Genomic DNA, 21,522 nt, shown 5'->3' on the forward strand with positions numbered 1-21,522 from the left:
CCGGAAAAGAGGCCGGGCGTTTCTCCAGGAAGGCCGTGACGCCTGCCGATCATGCCAGGCCGGTGCGGGTGATCGAGGATTACCGGGGCGGCGCCGCGATTCGACCCCGGAGAAAACCATGATCAAAAGTTATTGCAGTAGAAATGACGCGATATAGGAGCATTAGCTTCCCGAGTTGTTCACCGACTTGTCGCCCGCGACCTGGTTTTGCCCCTCTACCATCTCCCTGCGGCGGTCAAGCGCGAGGAAACGGGGAGCAGTTGCGGGACAGATCAAAGCCGCCCGGCGTCGGTGCGGTCATCGGCTGGACGGCACTGGCCGCCATCGTCCCGGGCGCCGCGCACCTGCGCGCCGGATGGCGCAGGACGGGGCTGGCGATCCTGTGCGTGTACACGGCGCTGCTGCTGGCCCTGCTCTGGGTCGGGCTCACCTCCGACCTCGACGACTTCGCCGGGCTCGCCGGGCAGCTGGCCGCCTCCTCCGGGTTGACCGGCGTCACGGTGGTGGCCTCCCTCGTGCTCGGCGCCGCCTGGTTCGCCCTGATCGTGCACTCGTTCGTGGTGATGAACCCCGGCACGCTGCCCGGCATGGGACAGGCGATCGCCGGAGGCGTGGCGGGAACGCTCGCGGTGGCCGTACTCCTGCCGTTCGGCCTGGTCGGGCAGTACGCGGCGGTCTCGCAGTCGGCACTGGACGACGTCTTCAGCGCCCCCTCCACACCGCGTCCCGCGAACGGCGGGGGCGGCGGCGAGGAGGACCCGTGGGCGGGCCGCAACCGGGTGAACATCCTGCTGCTCGGCGGCGACGCCGACACCCACCGGGTGGGCGTGCGGACCGACAGCATCAACGTGGCCAGCGTGGACGTCAAGTCCGGCAACACCGTGCTGCTGAGCCTGCCGCGCAACCTGGAGAACGTCCGTTTCGTCCCCGGCTCCCCCATGGCGAAACGCTTCCCCGACGGATTCCGGCTCCCGGCCAACCCCGACGGCTCGCGCGAGGACCTGCTCTTCGCGGTTTGGGAGTACGCCGACTCGCACCCGGAGATCTTCGGGGGCCGTAAGAACCAGGGCACCAAGACGCTCATCGACACGGTCGGCTACACGCTGGGCCTGAAGATCGACTGGTACGCCCTGGTCAACATGTGGGGCTTCGCCCGGCTGATCGACGCGATCGGGGGCGTGATGCTGACGGTCCCCCAGGACGTGGTCTTCGGCAAGTACAACGAGGGCCTGGTCAAGGCGGGAACCCGCAAGCTGCGCGGCGCCGACGCGATGTGGTTCGCCCGCTCGCGCACCAACAGCGACGACTACACCCGGATGGGACGCCAGCGCTGCGTGCTGGGCGCCCTGCTCACCCAGTCGGACCCGGCGACCGTGCTGTCCCGGTTCAACCAGGTCGCGCTGGCCACCAAGGAACTGCTGCGGACCGACATCCCGCGCCCGATGCTGGAACACCTGGTCCCGCTGGCGGTGAAGGTCAAGAACGCGAAGGTGACCAGCGTCCAGTTCGTCCCGCCGCTCATCAACACCGGCTACCCCGACTGGACCAAGATCCGCACGGTCACCGCCAAGGCGCTGCGCTCCTCGGCCCTCACCCGGCGCCCCCTCACCGCCACCGCGGCCCCCACCGCCACCCCGAAGGCCACGGCCACCCGTACCCCCCGCCCCGGGGCGAGCACCACGGCGAAGCCGGACCCGACCTCTCCCAAGGGCATCACCGACGGCTGCGGCTGAGCGGCGGCCGGCCTCCGCCCTCGCGAGGCGGCGGGCGGGCCGAGGCGCGGCCGAGCGGCCGGACCGGCTTTCCGAACAGACCGCGCCGGCTGAACGGCCGCGGCCCGAGTGGCCGCGAAGCCCGAGCGGCCCGCGACGGCTGAGCGGTGGTCAGGCCGAGTACGACTCCTTGGCCAGGCGGCGGACCCGGTCCTCGTCGATGCGGTGGCCGAGGCCCGCCTGGGTGAGCGGCACGGCCACGACCCCGCCCGAGGCGCCGACCGGCGGATCGACGATCTGCGCGCTGCGCGGCGGCTCGGCCACGTCGCAGGGCAGGCCGCAGCCGGGCAGGCTGGCCGCGGCGACGGTGGCCGCGCGGGCCAGCCCGGTGCCCTTGCCCCCGGCGCAGGCGATCTCCCATCCGGCGCGCACCGCGCGGTCGTGCACCCGCCGCACCTCGCGCAGCGAGCCCAGGGTCGCGGGCCGCAGCAGCAGTGCCCGGCCCGCCCTCGCGGCGACCGCCTCGTCCAGCTCGGCGGCCGAGGAGACCTCGAGCAGCACCGGGGCGGCGACGCGCTCCTGCAGGTCGGCGTGGTTACCGAGATCCGCGAGACCGCTGAAGGGGCGTTCGATGACGGAGAGCGTGTAGGCGTCCAGCGCCTCAAGGGCGTCGACGTCGGTGTAGGCGCCGCGGGCGTCCACACCGATGCCCAGCGCGGGGTACGCCTGGCGGACGGCGCGCAGCGGCTCGATGTCCCAGCCGGGGTGGACGTCCATGGTGACGTGGGCGTACCCGGCGCAGACGTGCCGGTTCACCCTCGCGACCAGGCTCTCCAGGTTGCGGTCGGCGCCGATCCTGACGGTGGCCATGAGGGAGGTGCGGGTGCCGCCGAGCGCGTGGGCCAGTGGCACCCCGCGCATCTTCGTCCACAGGTCCCAGCAGGCCATGTCGGCGGCGGACCCGCCGGGGACGGATCCCAGCTCGTCGGGGTGCTCCCAGTCGACGCCGATCAGCGCCTGCCCGAGCCCCTCCTCCAGCGCGACCCAGGTCTTGGGGTCGGCGTCGACGACCTCGCCCCACCCGGTCATGCCGCCGTAGTCGGTGAGCCGGACGAGGATGCTCTCCGGCCTCCTGCCGTACGGCAGGACCAGCCGGAACACCTGAAGCTCACGGACGCGCGGCATGGACCCCCCTCGACCTCTCGAAGCCCGGAGAACCCCGGGCTCCGACGACTTTCCAGGCTCGGAGGATCCGGGCTCTGGAAACGCGAATCCCGCCCGGAGGCGGGACTCCCCCCTCAACACCGCGAAGAACGGCGTTCTTCCCATGGTGCCACGGTGACCCGTGAATGCCTCCGGCGCGGAGGGGGAATTCGGTCCGGCGTCTCCGGCACCTTCGGCCGGGCCGGCTTGGAGGGGCGGGGAGAGCTCAGGTTCTGAGGAAGACGCGGCCGGCGACCAGGGCTCCGGTGGCCGCCATCAGCGCCGCCAGCCCGAAGCAGAGCACGTAGACGGCGACGGAGGCGCCCAGGGCCGCCAGGAGCGCTCCGGCGACCGCCACCGCGACGACCGTGTAGACCGACTCGGCGACACCGAGTGACGCGCTGTTCGCCCCCTCCTCACCCGGGGGCGACAGCTCCAGGATGAGGACCGACAGCGTCGGGTACACGATGCCCATGCCGAGCCCCAGGGCGATCTCTCCGAGAAAGGCGGTGGCGACCGGGACGGCGGCGAAGACGGCCAGGCCCATCAGCGCGAGGCCCACGGCGATCAGCACCGAGCCGGAACGCAGCACCAGGACCCGGTCGAACCGCCGGCGCCCCACCACCCACGAGCCGAACGACCAGCTCAGCGCGCCACCGGTCAGGGTGAGCCCGGCCATGGTCAGCGAAAGGCCGCGCTCCTCGTTGAGCATCAGCGGCAGGAAGGCCTCACCGCCGATGGCCGCGCCCGCCGCGAGGCCCCGCAGGGAGACCACCGAGGGCAGGCCGCGGGCCGCGCGCAGGGTTCCCGCGGGGAGCAGCCGGGGCAGTGCCGCGGCCAGCGTGACCAGACCGGCGGCGAGCAGGACGAACCCGGTGCCGGGCACCGTGCCGCCTGACCGCGTCAGTGCCGAGGCGCCGTACTGCATGAGCGCCGCTCCGGCCGCGACGAGCAGCGCCCAGCCCAGCCGTCGCGCGATCGGGGAACGGATACCGGACGGCCGCTCCGGCATCCCCCCTGGCGCCGATTCCGGTACCGATTCCAGCACCGGCTCCCTCACCGGCCCGGACACCACCCCCGGCCCCGCCTCCGCCCCCGGCACCGGCACCGCCCGCGCTTCGGGCTCCGTCACCGGTTTCGCCACCGGCTCCGTCATCGGCGCGGAGGCCAGACCGCGCCAGAGCAGCAGCGCCGCCGGCAGGAGGATCACCGTCACGCCCGTGAAGACCCAGCGCCAGCCCGCGTTCTCCACCACGACGCCGGTGATCGCGGGCCCCACCATGGAGGGCACCACCCAGGCGGTCGCGAAGATCGAGAACACCCGGGGGTGAAGCTCCGCCGGGTAGGACCGCGAGACCAGCACGTACATCGAGACCTGCAGGACGCCCGCACCGAAACCCTGGACGAACCGGCCCGCGACGAACACGTCCATCGTCGGCGCCACCCCAGCGACGACCAGCCCGGCGGCGAAGATCGCCACCCCGGTCCAGAGCGGCGCGACCGGCCCCCTGAGATCGCCCCACCACCCGCCCAGCACCGTCGCGATCACCCCGGCCGCCAGCGCCCCGCTGAACGCCAGCCCGTACAGCGCGTGACCGTCCAGCTCGTCGGCCACGACCGGCATGGCGGTGGCCACCGCGAGGTACTCGAAGGCGGCCAGAGAGATGAGGGCCACCATCCCGACCGTCAGGGCACGGTGGCGCCGGGCGAAGATCCCGGCGGGAGGCTCGCCGGTCGTCACGGTAGTCATGAGGTTGACGGTACGGCCGATGCGCGGCGGCTCGCATCGGACCCCTGTATCAGCCCTTGGTCGTAGGACCGCTGTCCTGGACGTGGGAGGCCAGGGCCCGCAGGAGCAGGTCGAGCCCGAACTCGAACCGGTCCTTCCCGTCGCCGTCCATCAGGTTGTCGACCTGGGCGACGATGTTGGGGAAGCGGTCGACGGGCAGGCTCCGGTAGAACTTGCCGATCTGGCCGAAGAAGTCACTCATGAAGCTCTCCGGATCCATCCCGCTCTCGCGCTGCCGGTTGATGTAGAGAGAGTTCTCGTAGGCGTCCGAGCAGACGTACAGGCTGAGGCGGTCGATCATCAGGGCGGCCACCTTGGGCGGCACTCCGCCCGCGAGCATGATGGCGAGCTGCCCCTCGGCGATCCGCAGCGCGTTGGGCCCGGTCGGGATGGTGGCCAGGCCGACCCTGGCGATGTCGGCGTGGGAGCCGAAGACCCGGAAGGCGTCGAGGACCAGCTCCCTGAGCTGCTCCAGCCAGCGCTCGGGCTCGGGCACGGGCACGTGGATCTCGGCCATGACCCTGTCGTACATCAGGTCGAGCAGATCCTCCTTGTTCTCCACGTGGGCGTAGAGCGAGGCGGGACCGGTGCCGAGCTCCTGGGCGACGCGGCGCATGCTCAGCGCGTCCAGCCCTTCGGCGTCGAGGAGACGCAACCCGGTGGTGACGATGAGATCCCTGCTCAGGACGGTGCGCGGAGCGCTCACCTTGCGGGTCTTGCGCCACGGCGGGACAGGGATCTCGGTCACGCGTCGATCCTATACCGCGGCGAACCAGGGTAGCGAACACTGTACTTGCTACAAACACTGTTCGTCATTACGAACTGTGTACTTGACACAAACGCAGTTCGTATATAAAACGGTGTTCGCATCAAACGAACAGTGTTCCCCAGTCATCGAACCTCCCCGATCGGAGCCCCCGTGACACACACGGTCGACACCGGCCCCTCACACACCGGCGCGGAGCCCTACCGATGGCGCTGGGTCGCCCTCTTCGTGGTCCTCGCCGCCGAGACGATGGACCTGCTGGACGCCATGATCACGGTCATCGCGGCACCGTCCATCCAGAAGGAGCTGGGCGGCTCGTCGAGCATGATCCAGTGGCTCAGCGCCGGATACACCCTGGCGATGGCCATCGGCCTCGTCACCGGGGGCCGCCTCGGCGACATCTACGGGCGCAGGCGCATGTTCGTGGTCGGCGCCTTCGGCTTCACCCTGTTCTCGCTGCTGTGCGGCCTGGCCACCTCCCCCGAGATGCTGATCGGCGCACGGGTGCTGCAGGGCCTGGCCGGCGCGGTGATGGTGCCGCAGGGCCTCGGCATCATCAAGGAGGTCTTCCCGCCCAGGGAGCTGGCCGCCGCGTTCGGCGCGTTCGGCCCGGTCATGGCGCTGGCCACGGTGGCGGGGCCCGTCCTCGCGGGCTGGCTCGTCGACGGCGACTTCTTCGGCACCGGATGGCGCATGATCTTCCTGATCAACCTGCCGATCGGCCTGATCGCCCTCCTCGGCGCGCTCCGCTACCTGCCCGCGTCGAAGACCTCGCACGCCTCACGCCTGGACCTGACCGGCACCGGGCTCATCTCGGCCGCCTCGTTCCTGCTGATCTTCCCCCTGGTCCAGGGCCGCGACCTCGACTGGCCCGCGTGGACCTTCGCCCTGATGGCCGCCTCCGTCCCGGTCTTCGCGCTCTTCTGCGCGCACCAGTCCCGCAAGGAGCGCGCGGGCGGCGATCCGCTGGTGGTGATGAGCCTGTTTCGCAAGCGCTCCTTCACCGGCGGCCTGCTCACCGGTCTCGTCTTCTTCTCCGGGATGGTCGGCTTCTCCCTGGTGTTCGGGCTCTACATCCAGATCGCCCTGGGCTACGACCCGCTGAAGGCAGGTCTCGCGGGCCTGCCGAACGCCGTCGGCACCCTGGTCGGCTTCGTTCTCGTCAACGCCTCGGGACTGGCCAGGAAGGTGGGCCGCAGGCTGATCCACATCGGCGCGGTCGCGATGGCCGGGGGCGTCATCGGAGTCGCCCTCACCTTCAGCGTCGCGGGCATGAGCGTCACCCCCTGGCAGCTCACTCCCGCCCTGCTGCTCACCGGTGCCGGGATGAGCCTGATCATGGCGCCGTTCTTCGACATCGTGCTGGCCGGGGTGGAGCCCCACGAGTCCGGCTCGGCTTCCGGCACCCTCACCGCCGTCCAGCAGCTCGGCGGCGCCCTGGGCGCGGCGGCGATCGGGACGCTCTTCTTCGGCCTGGTCAAGCAGGGCCGGAGCCTTCAGGACGCGATGCTGCTGACGATCTGGGTCGAGGTGGGCCTGCTCGCCGTCACCTTCGTGACCGCCTTCCTGCTCCCCCGCCGGGCGCGGGCCGAACAGGAGGTCGCGCACTGACACCCACCGGCGAACGGGCGGCCCACGGCGGTCCGCCCGTTCGCGTCGTTCGCGTCGTTCGCGTCGTTCGCGTCGTTCGCGTCGTTCGCGTCGTTCGCGTCGTTCGCGTCGTTCGCGTTATTCGCGTTATTCGCGTTATTCGCGTTATTCGCGTTATTCGCGTTATTCGCGTTATTCGCGTTATTCGCGTTATTCGCGTTATTCGCGTTATTCGCGTTATTCGCGTTATTCGGGGCCGCCGGGCCTCTGGCTCACACGGAAACCAGGTCGTACGAGGAAGGCGGATCGGGCGAGAAAAATATTAACGACCGATCGTTCATATTGTTTGCTAGAGTTCCAGACATGATCGACGGACGGCTCCAGCGGGGGGAGCGCACTCGCCAGGCTGTGCTCGACGCCTCCGTCAAGCTCGCCTCGGTCGAGGGGCTCGACGGCCTGTCGCTCAGCCGGCTGACCGCGACACTCGGCGTCAGCAAGTCCGGACTTTTCACTCATTGGCCTGATAAACAAGCGCTTCAACTGGCGATCGTGGAGCACGCCCGGCGGCAGTGGACCGAGCACATCATCGCTCCCGCCCTGCGCGCGCCCCGCGGGGTGCGCAGGCTGTGGGCCCTGCACGAGCACCGCCTCGACTTCTACCGGTCGGGGCGGTTGCCCGGCGGCTGCTTCTTCCGTGCCGTCGACGGCGAGTTCGACGACCGTCCCGGCCCGGTCCACGACGCCATCGCCGACGCCATCGACAGCTGGATGAACCTGCTGACCCGGCTCGGCGAGCTGGCCGTCGAGCTGGGCGACCTGCGGCCCGGCACCGACCCCGCCCGGCTCGCCTTCGAGATCGAGGCGATCGGCTCGGTCGTGGTCGTCCACACCCACCTGCTCAAACGCGAGCAGAGCTACCGGTTCGCCCGCACGGCCGTCCTCGAACAGCTTCGCTTCCTCTCGACCGATCCCGGCGTCCTCCCGGAGGCATGACGTGACGACCACCCTGCAGAGCGGGCACATCCAGCCCGTCCAGATCCACTTCGACGACCTCGACGCGATGGGCGTCGTCCACAACGCCCGCTATGTCCTGCTTCTCGAACGGGCCCTGTCCGGCTACTGGGCCGAGCGGGGCTGGCCCTTCGATCCCGCCCAGCCACACTTCGCCGAGATCTTCTTCGTGGTGCGCGAGTTCTCCATCACGTACCACGTGCCGATCAACACCGTGGGCGAGGCCGCGGTGCACTTCTGGCTGGACCGCATCGGCACCACCAGCGTGGTGTACGGCTTCCGCGTGCTGTCGGCCGACCACACCGTCGTGCACGCCGAGGGCCGCCGGGTCCAGATCAGGCTCGACCCCGCCACGCTCCGCCCGAGCCCGATGAGCGAGCCCCTGCGCGACTCCCTCGAACAGCTGCTGGCCGTCACGCCCTGACCGCACCGCGGACCGGCCCGCCGGGAACTCGTTCTCATCCGTCGGTCACACCTTTTCGCCACCGTCCGTCATGGCACCGACCGACCTGAACCCGCGCGTGCGACGGGCAGCGGGCCTCGACCGCGCGTGACGCCACCCGTGACAATCACACCGCTAAGCGTGGCGGCTCCGGTGGTCGGCGACGTACACCCGGTTGGCGCAGCGAACGGCGCAGAACCGCCGCCTGCCGTTGCGGGAGGTGTCGACGAAGACCACACCGCAGCCGGAGCGGTCGCACACCCCCAGCCGGGTGTGGTCCTGGCAGATCACGTGGGCGATCCCGGTGGCGGTGTAAGCCTTGAGGCGGTCGACGACGGGGGCCCGTTCGCGGGAGAAGTGCAGGTGGGGGGCGCGACCGTCATGGCGGGAGACGTGGGGCTGGCTCGCGGTGGCGGCCAGCAGCTCGTTGATCACCTCGACCCGCCGGTCCAGGTCGGCTCCGACGAAGATCGGGCGGAGCCGATGGGCCCATCGCAGCAGCTCAGCCGCCTGGTCGGCCTCCAGCGTCTGGAAGGGCCGGTAGTCGTGCGCTCGCAGGATCTCCGTGATCACCGCGGGCGACGCGCCGGGGTCCGCGTTCACCAGGGCAGCGGCGAGCTCGGCGGCCATCCCTCCGTAAGGGTTGAAGTGCATTGAACAATGACACCACGCTGTAGGCATGATCGGTGAGATTTCAGCCAGACAGCAGCCGGAATGCCCCTCGTGCGGACGACCGGCGTCCGCCCCGTCGTCCGCCCACTACAGCTCGGAGGGGGTCGTCCGCTACGCGCGGTGCGCGTGCGGCCGATGGCTGGTCCTCCTGGCCGGGCAGGTGATCGGCTCCGGCCTCGGATGACTTTGGTGATTCGGGTGGCGCGGGTGACGCGGATGACACGGACAGGAGTGACGTCACATTCAGTCGCCCAGGGCTTGCAATGACGCCACTATGACGTCATAGTGGCGTCATGGACTTGGAACCGTACGTCGACCATCTCCGCCGCGCGCTCGTGGTCGCCGCCGCGACCGGGGGCGAGGACGCCCGCGCGCTCGCCGAGCGCCTCACCGCACCGCTCGAATCGGCCACCCGGCTCGTCCTGTTGGGGGCGCTGTCCGACGCCGCCGCTGAGATCACCCGCGACCTCGCGCCGGGTTCGGTCGACGTACGCCTGCGCGGGCGCGATCCCGGCTTCGTCGTGACGCCGCCCATGGCCGGCCGGTCGCGCGGGAACGGGTCCGGGAACCATCACGAGACCATGCCGCCCCCTCCCTCGGCACCGCCCACCCCGCCGGTTCCCCCGGCGCCTCCCGTCCCGCCCGCTCCCCCCACGGCACCGGAGGCCGACGAGGGCGGTACGTCGCGGATCTCGCTCCGTGTCCCCGAGCACCTCAAGCCCCGGATCGAGGAGGCGGCGGGGCGAGAGGGGCTCTCGGTCAACGCCTGGCTCGTCCGCGCCGTCTCCGCCGCGCTCGAACCCGGCGGTGGGGGCCGCCGCTCCGACCGGCCCGCGGAGCCGGAACCCGGGCGGCGCTACACCGGCTGGGTGCGCTAGCGCCGTGACCGCGTACGTTCACCGGATCCGGCGGCGTGCCGCCCCGGCGACGGCCCACGCCGGGACCGTCTCGGAAACCCGGTGAAGGTTCCCGGTCACAGCATCGGCGACACCCGGCCGCACCAGCGCCCGTCACCCGCCCGCCACCCGCCCGCCACTCGTCCAGTCATCCATCTCGTCACCCGTCCCGGCTGCCGGGACACCCGCCAACCCCGTCAGGAGGGCACCGCCATGCCAACTTTCGACACCCCTGAGCCGATCTCCGCCACCATCGTCATCGCGACCGGCAACGTCCGGATCACCGCGAGCGACCGCACCGACACGGTCGTCGAGATACGTCCCAGCGACAAGCTCAACGACGCCGACGTACGGGCCGCCGAGCAGATCCGGGTCGAGTACTCCGGAGGCAGGCTGCTGGTGAAGGCCCCCGGCGACAAGACCCGTTCGTGGCTGGACAGGGACGGCTCGGTCGAGGTGACGCTCGACCTGCCGACGGACTCCCGCGTCGACGCGAACACGTCGGCGGACCTCCGCTGCGAGGGCCGCCTCGGCGAGTCCAAGTTCACCACCGCCGCGGGCGACATCTGGCTCGACCAGACCGACAAGCTGCAGCTGACCACCGCCTCGGGCGACGTCACGGTGGCCCGCTCGGTCGGGCACACCGACGTCACCACCGCGGACGGCGGGATCCGGATCGGCGAGATCTACGGAACGGCGGTGATCAGGACCACCAACGGCGACATCGCCCTCGGCGAGGCGACCGGTGACCTGCGGCTGAACACGGCGTACGGAGACATCACCGTCGACCGCGCCCTGGCCTCCATCGGTGCCAAGTCCGCGCACGGCAGCGTCCGGATCGGCGAGGTGGTGCGCGGCTCGGTCGCGCTCGAGACCGCGAGCGGCGAGCTGGAGGTCGGCATCCGTGAGGGCACCGCCGCCTGGCTGGACGTGCAGACGCGGTACGGCACCGTCAGCAACTCCCTGGACGCCTGCGAGGGCCCCGAACAGTCCGACGAGGCCGCCAAGGTGCGCGCTCACACCGAGTACGGCGACATCGTGATCCGTCGTTCCCGGCCCCTCTCCACCGGCTGACCCCGCGGAGACGGCCCGGCGCGATCCCGGACGTCCCGGCGAGGGCGGGCCCCCGTGGCCCGCCGCCCTCGCCGGGACGGGATCAGGTGGCGGCGCGCTCCAGCCGGCGCTCGGCCCACTGGCCGATGTCGCGGCGCTCGATCGCCGCGGCCATCAGGTCGGGGAAGGCGTCGGGAGTGCAGGCGAAGGCGGGCACCCCCATGGTCGCGAGCGCCGCGGCGTTGTCGTGGTCGTAGAAGGGCGCGCCCTCGTCCGAGAGCGCGAGCAGCACGATCACCTGGACACCGGCCGCGGTCATCTGGGCGACCCTGCGGAGCATCTCCTCCCGTACGCCGCCCTCGTAGAGGTCGCTGATCAGGATGAAGATCGAGTCGTTGGGGCGGGTGATGAGACCCTGGCTGTAGGCGATGGCCCGGTTGATGTCGGTGCCGCCGCCGAGCTGGGTGCCGAACAAAAGCTCCACCGGGTCGTGGAGCTGGTCGGTGAGGTCGACGACCGCCGTGTCGAAGACGACCAGCGAGGTCCTCAGCGAGCTCATCGAGGCGAGCACCGCGCCGAAGACGCTCGAGTAAACGACGGAGGCGGCCATCGACCCGCTCTGGTCGATGCAGAGCACGACCTCGCGCTGGACCGCCCGCTGCCGCCTGCCGTACCCGACCAGCCTGGACGGGATCACGGTGTTGCGCTCGGGCAGGTAGTTCTTCAGGTTGGCCCGGATCGTACGGTCCCAGTCGATGTCGGCGACCCGCTTGGGCCGGTGGGTCCTGGCCGAACGGTCCAGGGCACCGGTCACGGCGGCCTTCGTCTTCTGCACGAGTTTCCGCTCCAGCTCGGAGACGACCTTGCGGACCAGTGCCCTGGCCGACTCGCGCGCCTTCTCGGGCATCACCCGGTTGAGCGACAGGAGCGTGCCGACCATGTGGACGTCCGGCTCGACCGCGTCCAGCATCTCCGGCTCCATCAGCAACCGGGTCAGGTTCAGCCGCTCGACGGCGTCCTTCTGCATGACCTGGACGACGGTCGAGGGGAAATAGGAGCGGATGTCGCCCAGCCAGCGCGCCACCCTGGGCGCGGAGGCGCCCAGGCCCCCGCTCCGCTCGGCGGAACCACCACCGCCGTTGTACAGCGCGGCCAGCGCGCCGTCCATCTGCGCGTCGGTCCCGGCGAGCGAGCATCCGGTGCCGTCCGCGTCGCCGCCCAGGACCATCCGCCAGCGGCGGAGTCTCTCATCCATCGGCGCTGCCCGTCCTTCCCGAGATCGTCGGCCCCAGAATCGTCAGCACGGTCCGCACGGCGGCCGCCGCGCGCTCCTCGTCGAAGCCTTCCTCGTCCGGCGCCAGGGCGTCGGTGCCCGCGCCCAGGGAGCGGACGCGCGAGCCGATCGAGCGCCGCTCCGGGGCGGCGAAGGCGCCGAACGTCCTGCGGAGCAGGGGCAGCACGTCGACGAAGGTCTCCGGGGCGAGCCCGGTGAGCCAGTCGTCAACCAGCCCGAGCAGCCGGGGGTCGTGCACGAGCAGCAGCCCGCCCCCCGACAGGAACCCCTCGATCCAGGCGGCCGCCCTGGCCGGTGGGTGCCCCGCCGACATCGCCCGCGACATCCGCCGCCCCACCTCGGCCGTGTCGAGGTCGGCGGCGTCCAGCAGGATCCTGGTGAGCCTGCCCTCGATGAGCCCGTGCAGGTCGGCACGGCCGGAAGCCCCGCGCAGCGCCACCAGCCACCGCCCCCGCGGCGTCTCCTCCTCGGAACCGTCCGGGTGGGCGGGGCCGGTGTCGAGCAGGGCGACGGCGGCGTGGACGGCGTCGATGTGGCGGATCAGGTCGCGGGCGGCGTCGTCGTCGAGCCCGGTGACGGCCCCGCCGAGGCCGACGCAGATCCTGGTGAGCATGGCCTCGACGATGGTGACCAGGCCGGTGGCGGGGGTGCCTCGCACGTCGCCGTAGCGCTGGGCGCGGACCATCGCCGGGAGCGCGGCCATCAGGTGCGTGACGTCGCCGTCGAGCGCGGCCCGCGCCGACAGGGCGTCGAGCACGTGCGGCAGCGCCTCCGGCAGGTCGGCGAGCAGGCAGCGCTCCACCAGGCCGGTGAGCCCGGCCAGCGTGACCCCGCCGGACATGCCGCCGGGCCCCGCGGACCCGCCAGGCCCGCCGCTCCCCGGACCGGCCGTCCCCGGGCCGCCGCCTCCCGGACCGGGCGCCGCGCCGGACGCGCCGCCTCCGGTGGCCGTGCCGGGCGTCCCTCCCCCGTCGGCGAGGTCGCGGACGCGGGCGGCGGCCGCCGCGGGGACGGTCGTGCCCCAGGCGCCCGCCTCGATCAGGTCGATGTCGAACTCGGGCCGCCAGGCGAGCGACCACGACTCGCGGAAGGTGCCCTTGCCCCGGCTCTCCTGGGGAGTGCCCCAGCCGACGCCGAGCAGGCGCAACCGGTGCAGCAGCCTGCTGCGCTCCAGGTCGAGGGGTTTGCGCAGGTCGAGGTCGTACTCCCGGTCGAGCGCCTCGGGCTTGAGCTTCACCCGCCGCTGCTCCTCGCGCAGGTGGCGCTGGAGAGGGACCATCGGGGTGGTGTCGGGCACCTGGCCGAGCCGCTCCCCCACGACCATGCGTCGCTGGATCAGCTCCACCGGCAGGTCGTCGCCCTCGCACAGCACCGCCCTGACCGCCTCGGTGACCTCCGCCAGCCCGGCCAGCGGCCGTCCCCTGAGCACGGCCAGACTCTCCGCGAGGCGTACAGCCTCGATGACGTGCGCGGAAGAGACCGGCAGGTCCTCCTCGCGGAGCACCCCGGCCGCCCCGGTCAGCCACCGCTCGACCGGACGGTCCGGGGAGGTGAACAGGTGGTGGTACCAGCCCGGGGAGGTCACTCCCGCGCCGTACCCGCTCCAGGCGGCCAGCCGCCCGTACGTCCACGGCACCCAGGTCATCTCGGCCTTGACCTTGGGCAGGCCCCTGAGCAGCGCGTCGTCGGCCTTCACGGTGGGCAGCCCGGCTCCCCAGGGCGCCCCCTCCCGCGACGTGCCCACCAGCGCGGGGACGTGCCAGGCACCGCAGACCACGACGATCCGCTCGAACCCGTCCCTGACCGCCCTGCGGATCGTGCGCCGCATGAAGGCCTCGCGCCGCGCCTCGTACTCGTCGGCGACGTGCCCCTCGCGGACGGCCTCCATGGCCTCGGCGATCATGTGGAACGGGGTGTCGCCACGGTGCTCGACCGCGTCCTCCCACCACCGCTCCGGGTCGTCGTATCCGGCGGCGCGGGCGAGAGCTCCGATCGGATCGACCCGTACGGCCTCCGGGGTGGCGCCGTCCGTCTCACCGCTCGTGCCGCCGCCCGTCTCACCATCCGTCTCACCGTCGTGGGCCGCCTCGCCCCGAGAGCCGGGGGTCTTCGCGGCCGGTCCTCCCGTCCCGGCGCCCTCCTGGGGTTCCGCCGATTCGGTGTCACCGGTCTCCCCCGGCTCGGCGTGACCGGTCGCGCCGGGACGGGAGGCGAGGCTGTGCACGGCGGGCAGGTCGCAGAAGCGGACCGGGACGCCCGCCGCGACGGCGTGGCGGATCGCCTGCCACTCGGGGGAGAACACCGCGAACGGCCAGAACGCGGCCGTGGACGGTTCGCCGGGCACGTGGGCGAGCAACGCGACCGGTGGCTGGAGGTCGGGGTCGCGGGCCAGCTCGACCAGCTCGTCCGCCTCGGGCGGGCCCTCGATGAGCACGACGTCCGGCTTGAGGCGTTCGAGCTCGTCACGCAGGGATCGCGCCGACCCCGGGCCGTGGTGCCGGATCCCCAGCACGGAGACGCTCATCGGCGCTCCCCGCCCGACCGGAAAACCGCGACCGGCGGCACGGGGATTCGGTACTCCCCGCCCGGCCGGGAAACCGCGACCGGCGGCACGGGGATTCGGCGCTCCCCACCCGGCCAGGAAACCGCGACCGGCGAAACCGGCGGCGCGGGAATCGGGAACGTGCCCCTCCAGGGGGCCGCCGCCTCAGCCCGCGTCACGGCAGGCCCGGTAGAAGTCACGCCAGTCCTGGCGCTCGCGCACCACGGTCTCCAGATATTCGCGCCAGACGACGCGGTCGGAGACCGGGTCCTGGATCACGGCGCCGACGATTCCGGAGGCCACGTCGGAGGGGCGGAGCACCCCGTCGCCGAAGTGAGCGGCCAGGGCGATGCCGTTGGTGAGGACGGAGATGGCCTCGGCGGTGCTGAGCGTTCCGCTGGGTGACTTGACCTTGGTGCGGCCGTCCTCGGTGACGCCGGCGCGCAGCTCCCTGAAGACCGTGACGACGCGGCGGATCTCCTCCAGGCCGGTGAGGGTCTCGGGCAGCTCCAGGGAGCGTCCGAGTTGACCGACCCGCCGGGAGACGATGTCCACCTCCTCTTCCGCGGTGGCGGGGACCGGCAGCACGACGGTGTTGAACCGGCGGCGCAGCGCGCTCGACAGGTCGTTGACCCCGCGGTCACGGTCGTTGGCGGTGGCGATGATGTTGAAACCGCGCGTGGCCTGGACCTCCCGGTTGAGCTCGGGGATTGGCAGCGTCTTCTCCGACAGCACGGTGATCAGCGCGTCCTGGACGTCGGAGGGCATGCGGGTCAGCTCCTCCACGCGGGCGAGCCGCCCCTCGGCCATCGCCCGCATCACCGGGCTCGGCGTGAGCGCCTCCATGGACGGGCCCTCGGCCAGCAGCCTGGCGTAGTTCCAGCCGTAGCGGACGGCCTCCTCCGCGGTGCCCGCCGTCCCCTGCACCAGGAGGGTGGAGTCACCGCTGATCGCGGCGGCCAGGTGCTCAGACAACCAGGTCTTGGCGGTGCCGGGCACGCCGAGCAGCAGCAGCGCGCGGTCGGTGGCGAGCGTCGCCACGGCCACCTCGACGATGCGCCGTGGCCCGATGTACTTGGGGGTGATCTGGTCGCCGTCGCCCAGGACGTAGGTGGTCACCGCCCAGGGCGACAGCTTCCAGCCCGGCGGGCGGGCACGGTCGTCGCCCTTGGCCAGGATCGCCAGCTCCTCGGCGTACTGGTCTTCGGCGTGGGCCCGCAGAACCGTTGTCACTACTCGAGCTCCTTCAACATGTCGTCACGGAAACGCAGGAGGGCGGCGACCTCCTGGATGGGCGGCTCCGGCGAGAGCCGCCCGGCCATGCCGTGCAGGGTGGGGTCGATGCGTTCGCCGGCGAGCTTGGCCAGCTCCCCGAGGTTCCACGGCTGGGTGCCGGAGACATCGACGATCTTCTGGAGGACGGCCGTGGCCAGGGCGGGCCCCCACGGGACCGCGGCCCCGCCGAGAACCATGATCAGCTGACCGTCCAGGCCGTGCCGCCGTACGAAGTCGGCCGCGACGATCTCCTGCTTGTCGCGGGGCAGCGCGGCCAGCAGGTCGGCGATCGGATCCGAGGCGAAAAGCTCCAGCGCCCACTCCGGGTCACCCTGGAGGACGGAGGCCCTGACCCAGCCGGCCATGATCTCGCGACCCCAGTCGACGATCTTCATCCGGACGAGCTCGCGGGGCGGCCGTCCGAGCAGCCGGGGCCAGACGCCGAGCGGGGTGCGGGCCACGGTCTGCTGCAGCCACCAGCTCCGCTCGCCGGTCCCCCGGGGCGCCTTGGCCCGGATACCGTCGCGCTCCATGGTGCTGTCGCAGGCCACCGGCGGGTTGACGTGGATCTCACCGTCGACGACGCTGACGTACCGGGCGGCCCGCTCGGCCATGCGCAGGGCCAGGCGCGATCCGGGGAGCCGGGTGAGCAGGTCGGCGGCCTGGTGGCGGACCTCGCGGCGGCGGTCGTCGAGCGCGGCCTCCAGGAACGGCTCGTCGTCGGGCGAGAGCCCGGTGATGAGAACCTCCAGGAACGCCGCCCTGTCGTCGGGGGTCTCCTTCTCCCAGGTGGCGGCGAGCAACTCCCTTGCCCTCGCCGGGTCGGCCGCGCGCAGCGCCCCCAGGTGGACGCGACGGTCACCGGAGGTGCCGAACTCCCAGACCTCGGAGGCCCCGTCGGAGCCGATGGTGGCCACTCCGGTGACCTCCTCCAGCAGGAAGTCCCACGCCGGGTTCAGCCCGGCCAGCCAGCGGCCCCGGTTTCCGGCGAGGACGCCAAGGTGCGGGCGGATCGACCGGTCCTTGGCCGCGTGGTCGAGAAGCTCGGGCAGCAGGTGCGGCGAGAGGCGGTATCCGCGCGCGGCCGCGGTCTCCAGCCACTCGGTAAGCAGCCTCGGCTGCTCACCGCCGAGGATGCGGGCGAGCCGGTCGCCCGCGGCGCGCGAGACCGCGGGCTGCTCCTCGGGTGCCGCGACGGCCGGAAGCTCGCCCGGGGCGACCGGCCGCCGCCCCGCGCGCATCCGCAGCGTGTGCACGGCCGCGCGCCCGAGCAACTCGACCTCGCTCGCCCCCTCCCCGGGCAGAGGGCGCCGGTCGGTCCCGACGAGCGCGGTGGACACCAGGTCCTCCCATTCGGCGGAGGTGCTCACAGGACGATCACCCGGCCTTCCTCGTCCCAGGTCGTGAGGGGGCGCAGGCCCCTCGGGGTCCATTCGGCGGCCACGGTCAGCGGGTGGCCCCCCGAGGTGGCGACCAACCGCCACGGGGTGCCCGCGGACGGGTGGAGCGGCAGCCCGCCGGAGGGCCCGGCCAGGAGCCGCGAACCGCTCCCCGCTGGAATCACCCCCTCCAGCACGAGCGGCCAGGAGTCGAGCCAGGGGTCACCCGCCAGGGCCTCGGCCACCTCGTCGAGGGCCTGCTCGACGGTCAATCCGGGCGGCGGACCGGCCTGGGCGAGACAGTGACGGGCGGCGTCATCGTGAGCGGGGACATCGTGAGCGGCGTCATCACGAACGCGGTCATCACGAACGCCGTCATCGTGAGCGGGGTCATCACGGACGCGGTCATCACGGACGGGATCGTGACGGGCGGCGACCACCGCGCGCAGCGGGGCCGAGCCGGGATAGAACGCCAGGTCCGCGTCGATGGTCGTACCGGTAACGAGCGAGGCGTCGAGGGCCTGCCCGACCGGGGCGAACGAGAGCACCAGCGCCGCCCGGCCCGTCGCGCGCCCGCGAAGCCAGACCCGGCGCGCGATCAGCCGGTCGTGCTCCTCGTCGCGCCGTCCCAGCACGTCCCACAGGTCGCGGACGGCACCGCGGGCGAGCACCTCCTCCTTCGTCACCGGGAAGCCGACCCGGTCGCGCACCCTTTCGAGAAGCCCGGCGGGAACCGTGTCCCGGAACATCCCCCCGTCCGGCACTCCCTGGCCGTCGGCCGGGTGACCGGCGTCCCCGGCGGGCCCCGCCGCCCCCGGGCCACCGGGGTCAGTGGAGTCACCGATACCGGCACCCTCGCCACCACCGATACCGGAGCCGTCGCCGGCCGGAGCGGAGAGACGGCGGTGGGCCACGCAGAGCAGGTGCAGCAGTGCGTACTCACCGAGCAGGCGAGCGGGCCAGTCGTCGCCGTCCAGCACCGCGCCGAGGCGGGACAGCGAGCCCGCGACGCCGGGCGCCTGGGCGTCGACCAGGCGTTTGACCAGGTCGTCCCACTGGTCGTGGCGCCGCGACCCGGCGATGCCCTGCCTGACCTGGTCGGCGAGCCAGCGCTCCAGATCCGACAGCCCCGCGGTCACCCGATGCTCGCGCTGTGCGGCCCGGCGGCCGTCCGAGGCACCGGGCTCGGCGGTCCTGGCGGCGCGGGCCGCCCCCGCCTCCGCGGCCCTGGCCGCGCGGCCGCGTCGCCCGTCGAGCCAATCGCCCACCCAGTCGGCGGGCTCCTCTGCGGCGGGAACGGCGTCGGCCGACCACAGGAGCAGCAGGCCGAGGGCGTGTTTGCACGGGAACTTCCTGCTGGGGCAGCTGCACCGGTAAGCGGGCTCGGACAGGTCGACGCACGCCCGGTAGGGCTTGGAGCCGCTGCCCGCGCACTCGCCCCACACCGCGTCGGCGGTGGCTCCGGATCCCGACCACTTGCCGGGGGAGGAGATTCCCCGGGCCGCTTTCTGGGACGAGGCGTCGGGCGCGAGCGCCAGCACCTGGTCCCGGTTCCACCGTTCGATCACGGACCCGAACCTAGCCAACCCCGCCGACAAATCCGGGCCGTCCTCACAATCGTCCCGCGGCACGTTCACCGGAATCAGGTCCCTAGAATCTGTGCGGTGACGACTCCTTCGCGCCCTCCGCTCGCCGAGGCCCTTGACCTGCTGCCGCACCCCGAGGGCGGCTGGTTCCGCGAGACCTGGAGGACCTCCGTCGACCTCACCCCGCCCGGGTACGCCGGTACGCGGGCCACCGCCACCGGGATCTACTTCCTGCTGGAGCCCGGCGAGGAGTCGCGCCCGCACGTGGTCGCCTCCGACGAGGTGTGGTTCTGGCACCGGGGCGGCCCGCTGACGCTGATCCTCGGCGGCCACGAGGGCCAGCCCATCGGCACCGTGACCCTGGGGCCGCTGGTGGAGGAGGGGCAGGTCCTCCAGGCCGTGGTGCCCGGCGGCACCTGGCAGGCCGCCCGTCCCGCCGGTGACGAGGGCGTGCTGGTGAGCTGCGTCGTGTCCCCCGGCTTCGACTTCGCCGACTTCCGCATGGTCTGAGAGACGGCGCGACGGCCGACGACGCGGACGGCAGGGCGACAAGCGGCGTGACGGGCGGTGTGACGGGCGGGCCGCTGTGAGGAAATGACGTGAACGGCCCCCCGGCCGATGTGACGGCCTCCTCCGCGCGGGGAGAATGCGGTCAAAGGTCCACACCGGGAGGTCAAAGGTGACCAGCGAGATCGTCTCCGTCATCGGCGGAAAAGAAACGTCCAACGGCGCGGCCTACGAGTCGGTCAACCCGGCTCGTGTTGACGAGGTGGTCGCGCGGGTCCGGCTGGCGGACGCGAGCACGTTCTCCTCCGCGTGCCGCACGGCCGCCGCCGCGCAGCGGGAGTGGGCGCGGGTCCCCGCGCCCGTCCGGGGGCGGGTGATCGCCTCGATCGGACGCCTGGTGGAGGCCAACGCCGAAAAGCTGGCCCGCCTGATCACCCGCGAGATCGGCAAGCCGTACGCCGAGGCGCTGGGCGAGGTGCGCGAGATCGTCGACACGTGCGACTTCTTCCTCGGCGAGGGCAGGCGGCTGTACGGGCAGACGGTTCCCTCGGAGATGCCGGACAAGAACCTGTTCACCTTCCGGGTCCCCGTGGGGGTGGCCGCGGTGATCACCGCGGGCAACTTCCCGGTCGCGGTGCCGTCGTGGTATCTCGTCCCGGCGCTGCTGTGCGGCAACGCGGTGGTGTGGAAGCCCGCCGAGTACGCGGCGGCCTCCGCGCACGCGCTCTACCGGCTGTTCACCGCGGCCGGGCTGCCCGACGGCGTGCTGAACCTGGTCCTCGCCGACGGTGCCGCGACGTTCGGGGGCCTGGAGGCGGCGCTGGCCGAGGGCACCGTGCACAAGGTCGGGTTCACCGGCTCCACCGAGGTGGGCCGCCGCGTCGGCGAGCTGTGCGGGCGCCACCTGCAGTCTCCCTGCCTGGAGCTGGGCGGCAAGAACCCGATGGTGGTCACGCCCGACGCCGACCTCGACCTGGCCGTGGAGGGCGCGCTGTTCGCGGGCTTCGGCACCGCCGGGCAGCGGTGCACGTCGCTCGGCACGGTGATCGTGCACGAGAGCGTCCACGACGAGTTCCTCCGCCGGTACGCGCGCGCCGTGGCCGGGGCCGCGGTCGGCGACCCCTCGGGGGACGTGCTGTGCGGGCCGCTGCTCGACCAGAGGTTCGCCTCGCGCTACGAGGAGTATCTGGGCTGGATCCAGCCGCACCACACGGTCGTCTCCGGTCCCACCGGCCGTATCACCCCGGACAACCCGCGTGGCGACTTCACCGGAGAGGGCGGCCTCTACTACCACCCGGTGGTCGTGGACGGCGTCCGCCCCGGTGACCGGCTCTTCCTGGAGGAGACCTTCGGTCCCATCGTCGGCGTGACGCCCTTCGCCACGCTGGACGAGGCCGTCGACCTGGCCAACCTCCCCGGCTACGGGCTCTCCTCCTCCATCTACACCACCGATCCGGCGTCGGCCTTCCGCTTCCGCGAGGGCATCGGCGCGGGCATGGTCAGCGTCAACAACTCCACCTCCGGCGCGGAGGCCCACCTGCCCTTCGGCGGCAACGGCAAGTCGGGCAACGGCAGCCGCCAGTCGGGAATGTGGGTCCTCGACCAGTTCACCCGCTGGCAGGCGATGAACTGGGACCACTCGGGCAGGCTCCAGAAGGCCCAGATGGACGTCGCCGAAATCGTCCCCGACCTGGACTTCCGCCTCTGACGCCCCGGCGTCCCCGACCTCTCGCCCTCTCCCCTTCCGGCCTTCCGACCTGGACAGGGTCGCGAAGGTGTCCCTTCACGGCTTCCCGGCGCGATCG

Annotated in this window: 18 protein-coding genes; 9 read left to right on the forward strand and 9 right to left on the reverse strand. The window is 72.2% G+C overall.

Annotated elements, in window-relative coordinates:
* Positions 1–260 precede the first annotated feature (260 nt).
* Positions 261–1,733, forward strand: coding sequence for an LCP family protein (locus ACSDR0_RS19040; RefSeq protein WP_435290170.1), 1,473 nt, complete (start codon positions 261–263; stop codon positions 1,731–1,733).
* 150 nt (positions 1,734–1,883) lie between these two features.
* On the opposite strand, the gene ACSDR0_RS19045 is transcribed toward ACSDR0_RS19040, so the two are convergent.
* The 3 genes from ACSDR0_RS19045 to ACSDR0_RS19055 form a co-directional block, all read right to left on the reverse strand.
* Positions 1,884–2,897 (reverse strand): enolase C-terminal domain-like protein, encoded by a 1,014-nt coding sequence (locus ACSDR0_RS19045; protein ID WP_435290171.1) that lies wholly within the window; start codon positions 2,895–2,897, stop codon positions 1,884–1,886.
* A 244-nt stretch (positions 2,898–3,141) separates the two neighbouring features.
* Positions 3,142–4,665 carry an MFS transporter gene (locus tag ACSDR0_RS19050; protein ID WP_435290172.1) on the reverse strand — a complete coding sequence of 508 codons (1,524 nt, stop codon included), beginning with the start codon at positions 4,663–4,665 and terminating at the stop codon, positions 3,142–3,144.
* 49 nt (positions 4,666–4,714) lie between these two features.
* A complete protein-coding gene (locus tag ACSDR0_RS19055; RefSeq protein WP_435290173.1) occupies positions 4,715–5,452 on the reverse strand; it encodes a TetR/AcrR family transcriptional regulator in 738 nt (245 codons plus the stop codon).
* A 171-nt stretch (positions 5,453–5,623) separates the two neighbouring features.
* Here ACSDR0_RS19055 and ACSDR0_RS19060 point away from each other — a divergent pair, with 171 nt between their 5' ends.
* The 3 genes from ACSDR0_RS19060 to ACSDR0_RS19070 all read left to right on the forward strand — a co-directional run bounded on the left by ACSDR0_RS19060 (position 5,624) and on the right by ACSDR0_RS19070 (position 8,495).
* On the forward strand, positions 5,624–7,081 hold the full coding sequence (locus ACSDR0_RS19060) for an MFS transporter (RefSeq protein WP_435290174.1): 1,458 nt from the start codon (positions 5,624–5,626) through the stop codon (positions 7,079–7,081).
* A gap of 342 nt (positions 7,082–7,423) precedes the next feature.
* Entirely contained in the window at positions 7,424–8,053 is a 630-nt protein-coding gene (locus ACSDR0_RS19065) for a TetR/AcrR family transcriptional regulator (RefSeq protein ID WP_435290175.1), read from the forward strand.
* Between the two features lies 1 nt (position 8,054).
* Positions 8,055–8,495, forward strand: a complete 441-nt coding sequence (locus ACSDR0_RS19070; protein WP_435290176.1) for an acyl-CoA thioesterase — start codon at positions 8,055–8,057, stop codon at positions 8,493–8,495.
* Between the two features lie 153 nt (positions 8,496–8,648).
* On the opposite strand, the gene ACSDR0_RS19075 is transcribed toward ACSDR0_RS19070, so the two are convergent.
* Positions 8,649–9,167 carry a CGNR zinc finger domain-containing protein gene (locus ACSDR0_RS19075; protein ID WP_435290177.1) on the reverse strand — a complete coding sequence of 173 codons (519 nt, stop codon included), beginning with the start codon at positions 9,165–9,167 and terminating at the stop codon, positions 8,649–8,651.
* Between the two features lie 25 nt (positions 9,168–9,192).
* Here ACSDR0_RS19075 and ACSDR0_RS19080 point away from each other — a divergent pair, with 25 nt between their 5' ends.
* The 3 genes from ACSDR0_RS19080 to ACSDR0_RS19090 all read left to right on the forward strand — a co-directional run bounded on the left by ACSDR0_RS19080 (position 9,193) and on the right by ACSDR0_RS19090 (position 11,155).
* Positions 9,193–9,369, forward strand: a complete 177-nt coding sequence (locus tag ACSDR0_RS19080) for a hypothetical protein (protein ID WP_435290178.1) — start codon at positions 9,193–9,195, stop codon at positions 9,367–9,369.
* Between the two features lie 109 nt (positions 9,370–9,478).
* A complete protein-coding gene (locus tag ACSDR0_RS19085; protein ID WP_435290179.1) occupies positions 9,479–10,063 on the forward strand; it encodes a hypothetical protein in 585 nt (194 codons plus the stop codon).
* Positions 10,064–10,294: 231 nt separating this feature from the next.
* On the forward strand, positions 10,295–11,155 hold the full coding sequence (locus ACSDR0_RS19090; RefSeq protein ID WP_435290180.1) for a DUF4097 family beta strand repeat-containing protein: 861 nt from the start codon (positions 10,295–10,297) through the stop codon (positions 11,153–11,155).
* Positions 11,156–11,237: 82 nt separating this feature from the next.
* Here ACSDR0_RS19090 and ACSDR0_RS19095 read toward each other — a convergent pair whose 3' ends face one another.
* The 5 genes from ACSDR0_RS19095 to ACSDR0_RS19115 all read right to left on the reverse strand — a co-directional run bounded on the left by ACSDR0_RS19095 (position 11,238) and on the right by ACSDR0_RS19115 (position 19,192).
* Positions 11,238–12,389: a VWA domain-containing protein gene (locus ACSDR0_RS19095; protein WP_435290181.1), complete on the reverse strand. Its 1,152-nt coding sequence runs from the start codon at positions 12,387–12,389 to the stop codon at positions 11,238–11,240.
* Positions 12,382–14,952 carry a DUF5682 family protein gene (locus ACSDR0_RS19100; RefSeq protein ID WP_435290182.1) on the reverse strand — a complete coding sequence of 857 codons (2,571 nt, stop codon included), beginning with the start codon at positions 14,950–14,952 and terminating at the stop codon, positions 12,382–12,384. Before ACSDR0_RS19100 ends, ACSDR0_RS19095 begins: the two co-directional genes overlap by 8 nt.
* Before the next feature lie 183 nt (positions 14,953–15,135).
* Complete coding sequence (locus ACSDR0_RS19105; RefSeq protein WP_435290183.1) at positions 15,136–16,203, reverse strand: ATP-binding protein; 1,068 nt, start codon at positions 16,201–16,203, stop codon at positions 15,136–15,138.
* Complete coding sequence (locus ACSDR0_RS19110) at positions 16,203–17,615, reverse strand: DUF5691 domain-containing protein (protein WP_435290184.1); 1,413 nt, start codon at positions 17,613–17,615, stop codon at positions 16,203–16,205. Before ACSDR0_RS19110 ends, ACSDR0_RS19105 begins: the two co-directional genes overlap by 1 nt.
* Positions 17,612–19,192, reverse strand: coding sequence for an SWIM zinc finger family protein (locus ACSDR0_RS19115; protein WP_435290185.1), 1,581 nt, complete (start codon positions 19,190–19,192; stop codon positions 17,612–17,614). Before ACSDR0_RS19115 ends, ACSDR0_RS19110 begins: the two co-directional genes overlap by 4 nt.
* Before the next feature lie 96 nt (positions 19,193–19,288).
* Here ACSDR0_RS19115 and ACSDR0_RS19120 point away from each other — a divergent pair, with 96 nt between their 5' ends.
* A complete protein-coding gene (locus ACSDR0_RS19120; protein WP_435290186.1) occupies positions 19,289–19,720 on the forward strand; it encodes a cupin domain-containing protein in 432 nt (143 codons plus the stop codon).
* 169 nt (positions 19,721–19,889) lie between these two features.
* Positions 19,890–21,425: an aldehyde dehydrogenase family protein gene (locus ACSDR0_RS19125; RefSeq protein ID WP_435290187.1), complete on the forward strand. Its 1,536-nt coding sequence runs from the start codon at positions 19,890–19,892 to the stop codon at positions 21,423–21,425.
* Positions 21,426–21,522 lie beyond the last annotated feature (97 nt).

The organism is Streptosporangium sp. G11, from assembly GCF_051192615.1.
Classification (GTDB): Bacteria; Actinomycetota; Actinomycetes; order Streptosporangiales; family Streptosporangiaceae; genus Streptosporangium.

Bases quoted from the DNA above. Each gene is read 5' to 3' on its own strand.
- ACSDR0_RS19045 (WP_435290171.1), bottom strand. From the start codon at position 2,897: ATGCCGCGCGTCCGTGAGCTTCAGGTGTTCCGGCTGGTCCTGCCGTAC.
- ACSDR0_RS19050 (WP_435290172.1), bottom strand. From the start codon at position 4,665: ATGACTACCGTGACGACCGGCGAGCCTCCCGCCGGGATCTTCGCCCGG.
- ACSDR0_RS19065 (WP_435290175.1), top strand. From the start codon at position 7,424: ATGATCGACGGACGGCTCCAGCGGGGGGAGCGCACTCGCCAGGCTGTG.
- ACSDR0_RS19075 (WP_435290177.1), bottom strand. From the start codon at position 9,167: ATGCACTTCAACCCTTACGGAGGGATGGCCGCCGAGCTCGCCGCTGCC.
- ACSDR0_RS19080 (WP_435290178.1), top strand. From the start codon at position 9,193: ATGATCGGTGAGATTTCAGCCAGACAGCAGCCGGAATGCCCCTCGTGC.
- ACSDR0_RS19085 (WP_435290179.1), top strand. From the start codon at position 9,479: ATGGACTTGGAACCGTACGTCGACCATCTCCGCCGCGCGCTCGTGGTC.
- ACSDR0_RS19090 (WP_435290180.1), top strand. From the start codon at position 10,295: ATGCCAACTTTCGACACCCCTGAGCCGATCTCCGCCACCATCGTCATC.
- ACSDR0_RS19095 (WP_435290181.1), bottom strand. From the start codon at position 12,389: ATGGATGAGAGACTCCGCCGCTGGCGGATGGTCCTGGGCGGCGACGCG.
- ACSDR0_RS19100 (WP_435290182.1), bottom strand. From the start codon at position 14,952: ATGAGCGTCTCCGTGCTGGGGATCCGGCACCACGGCCCGGGGTCGGCG.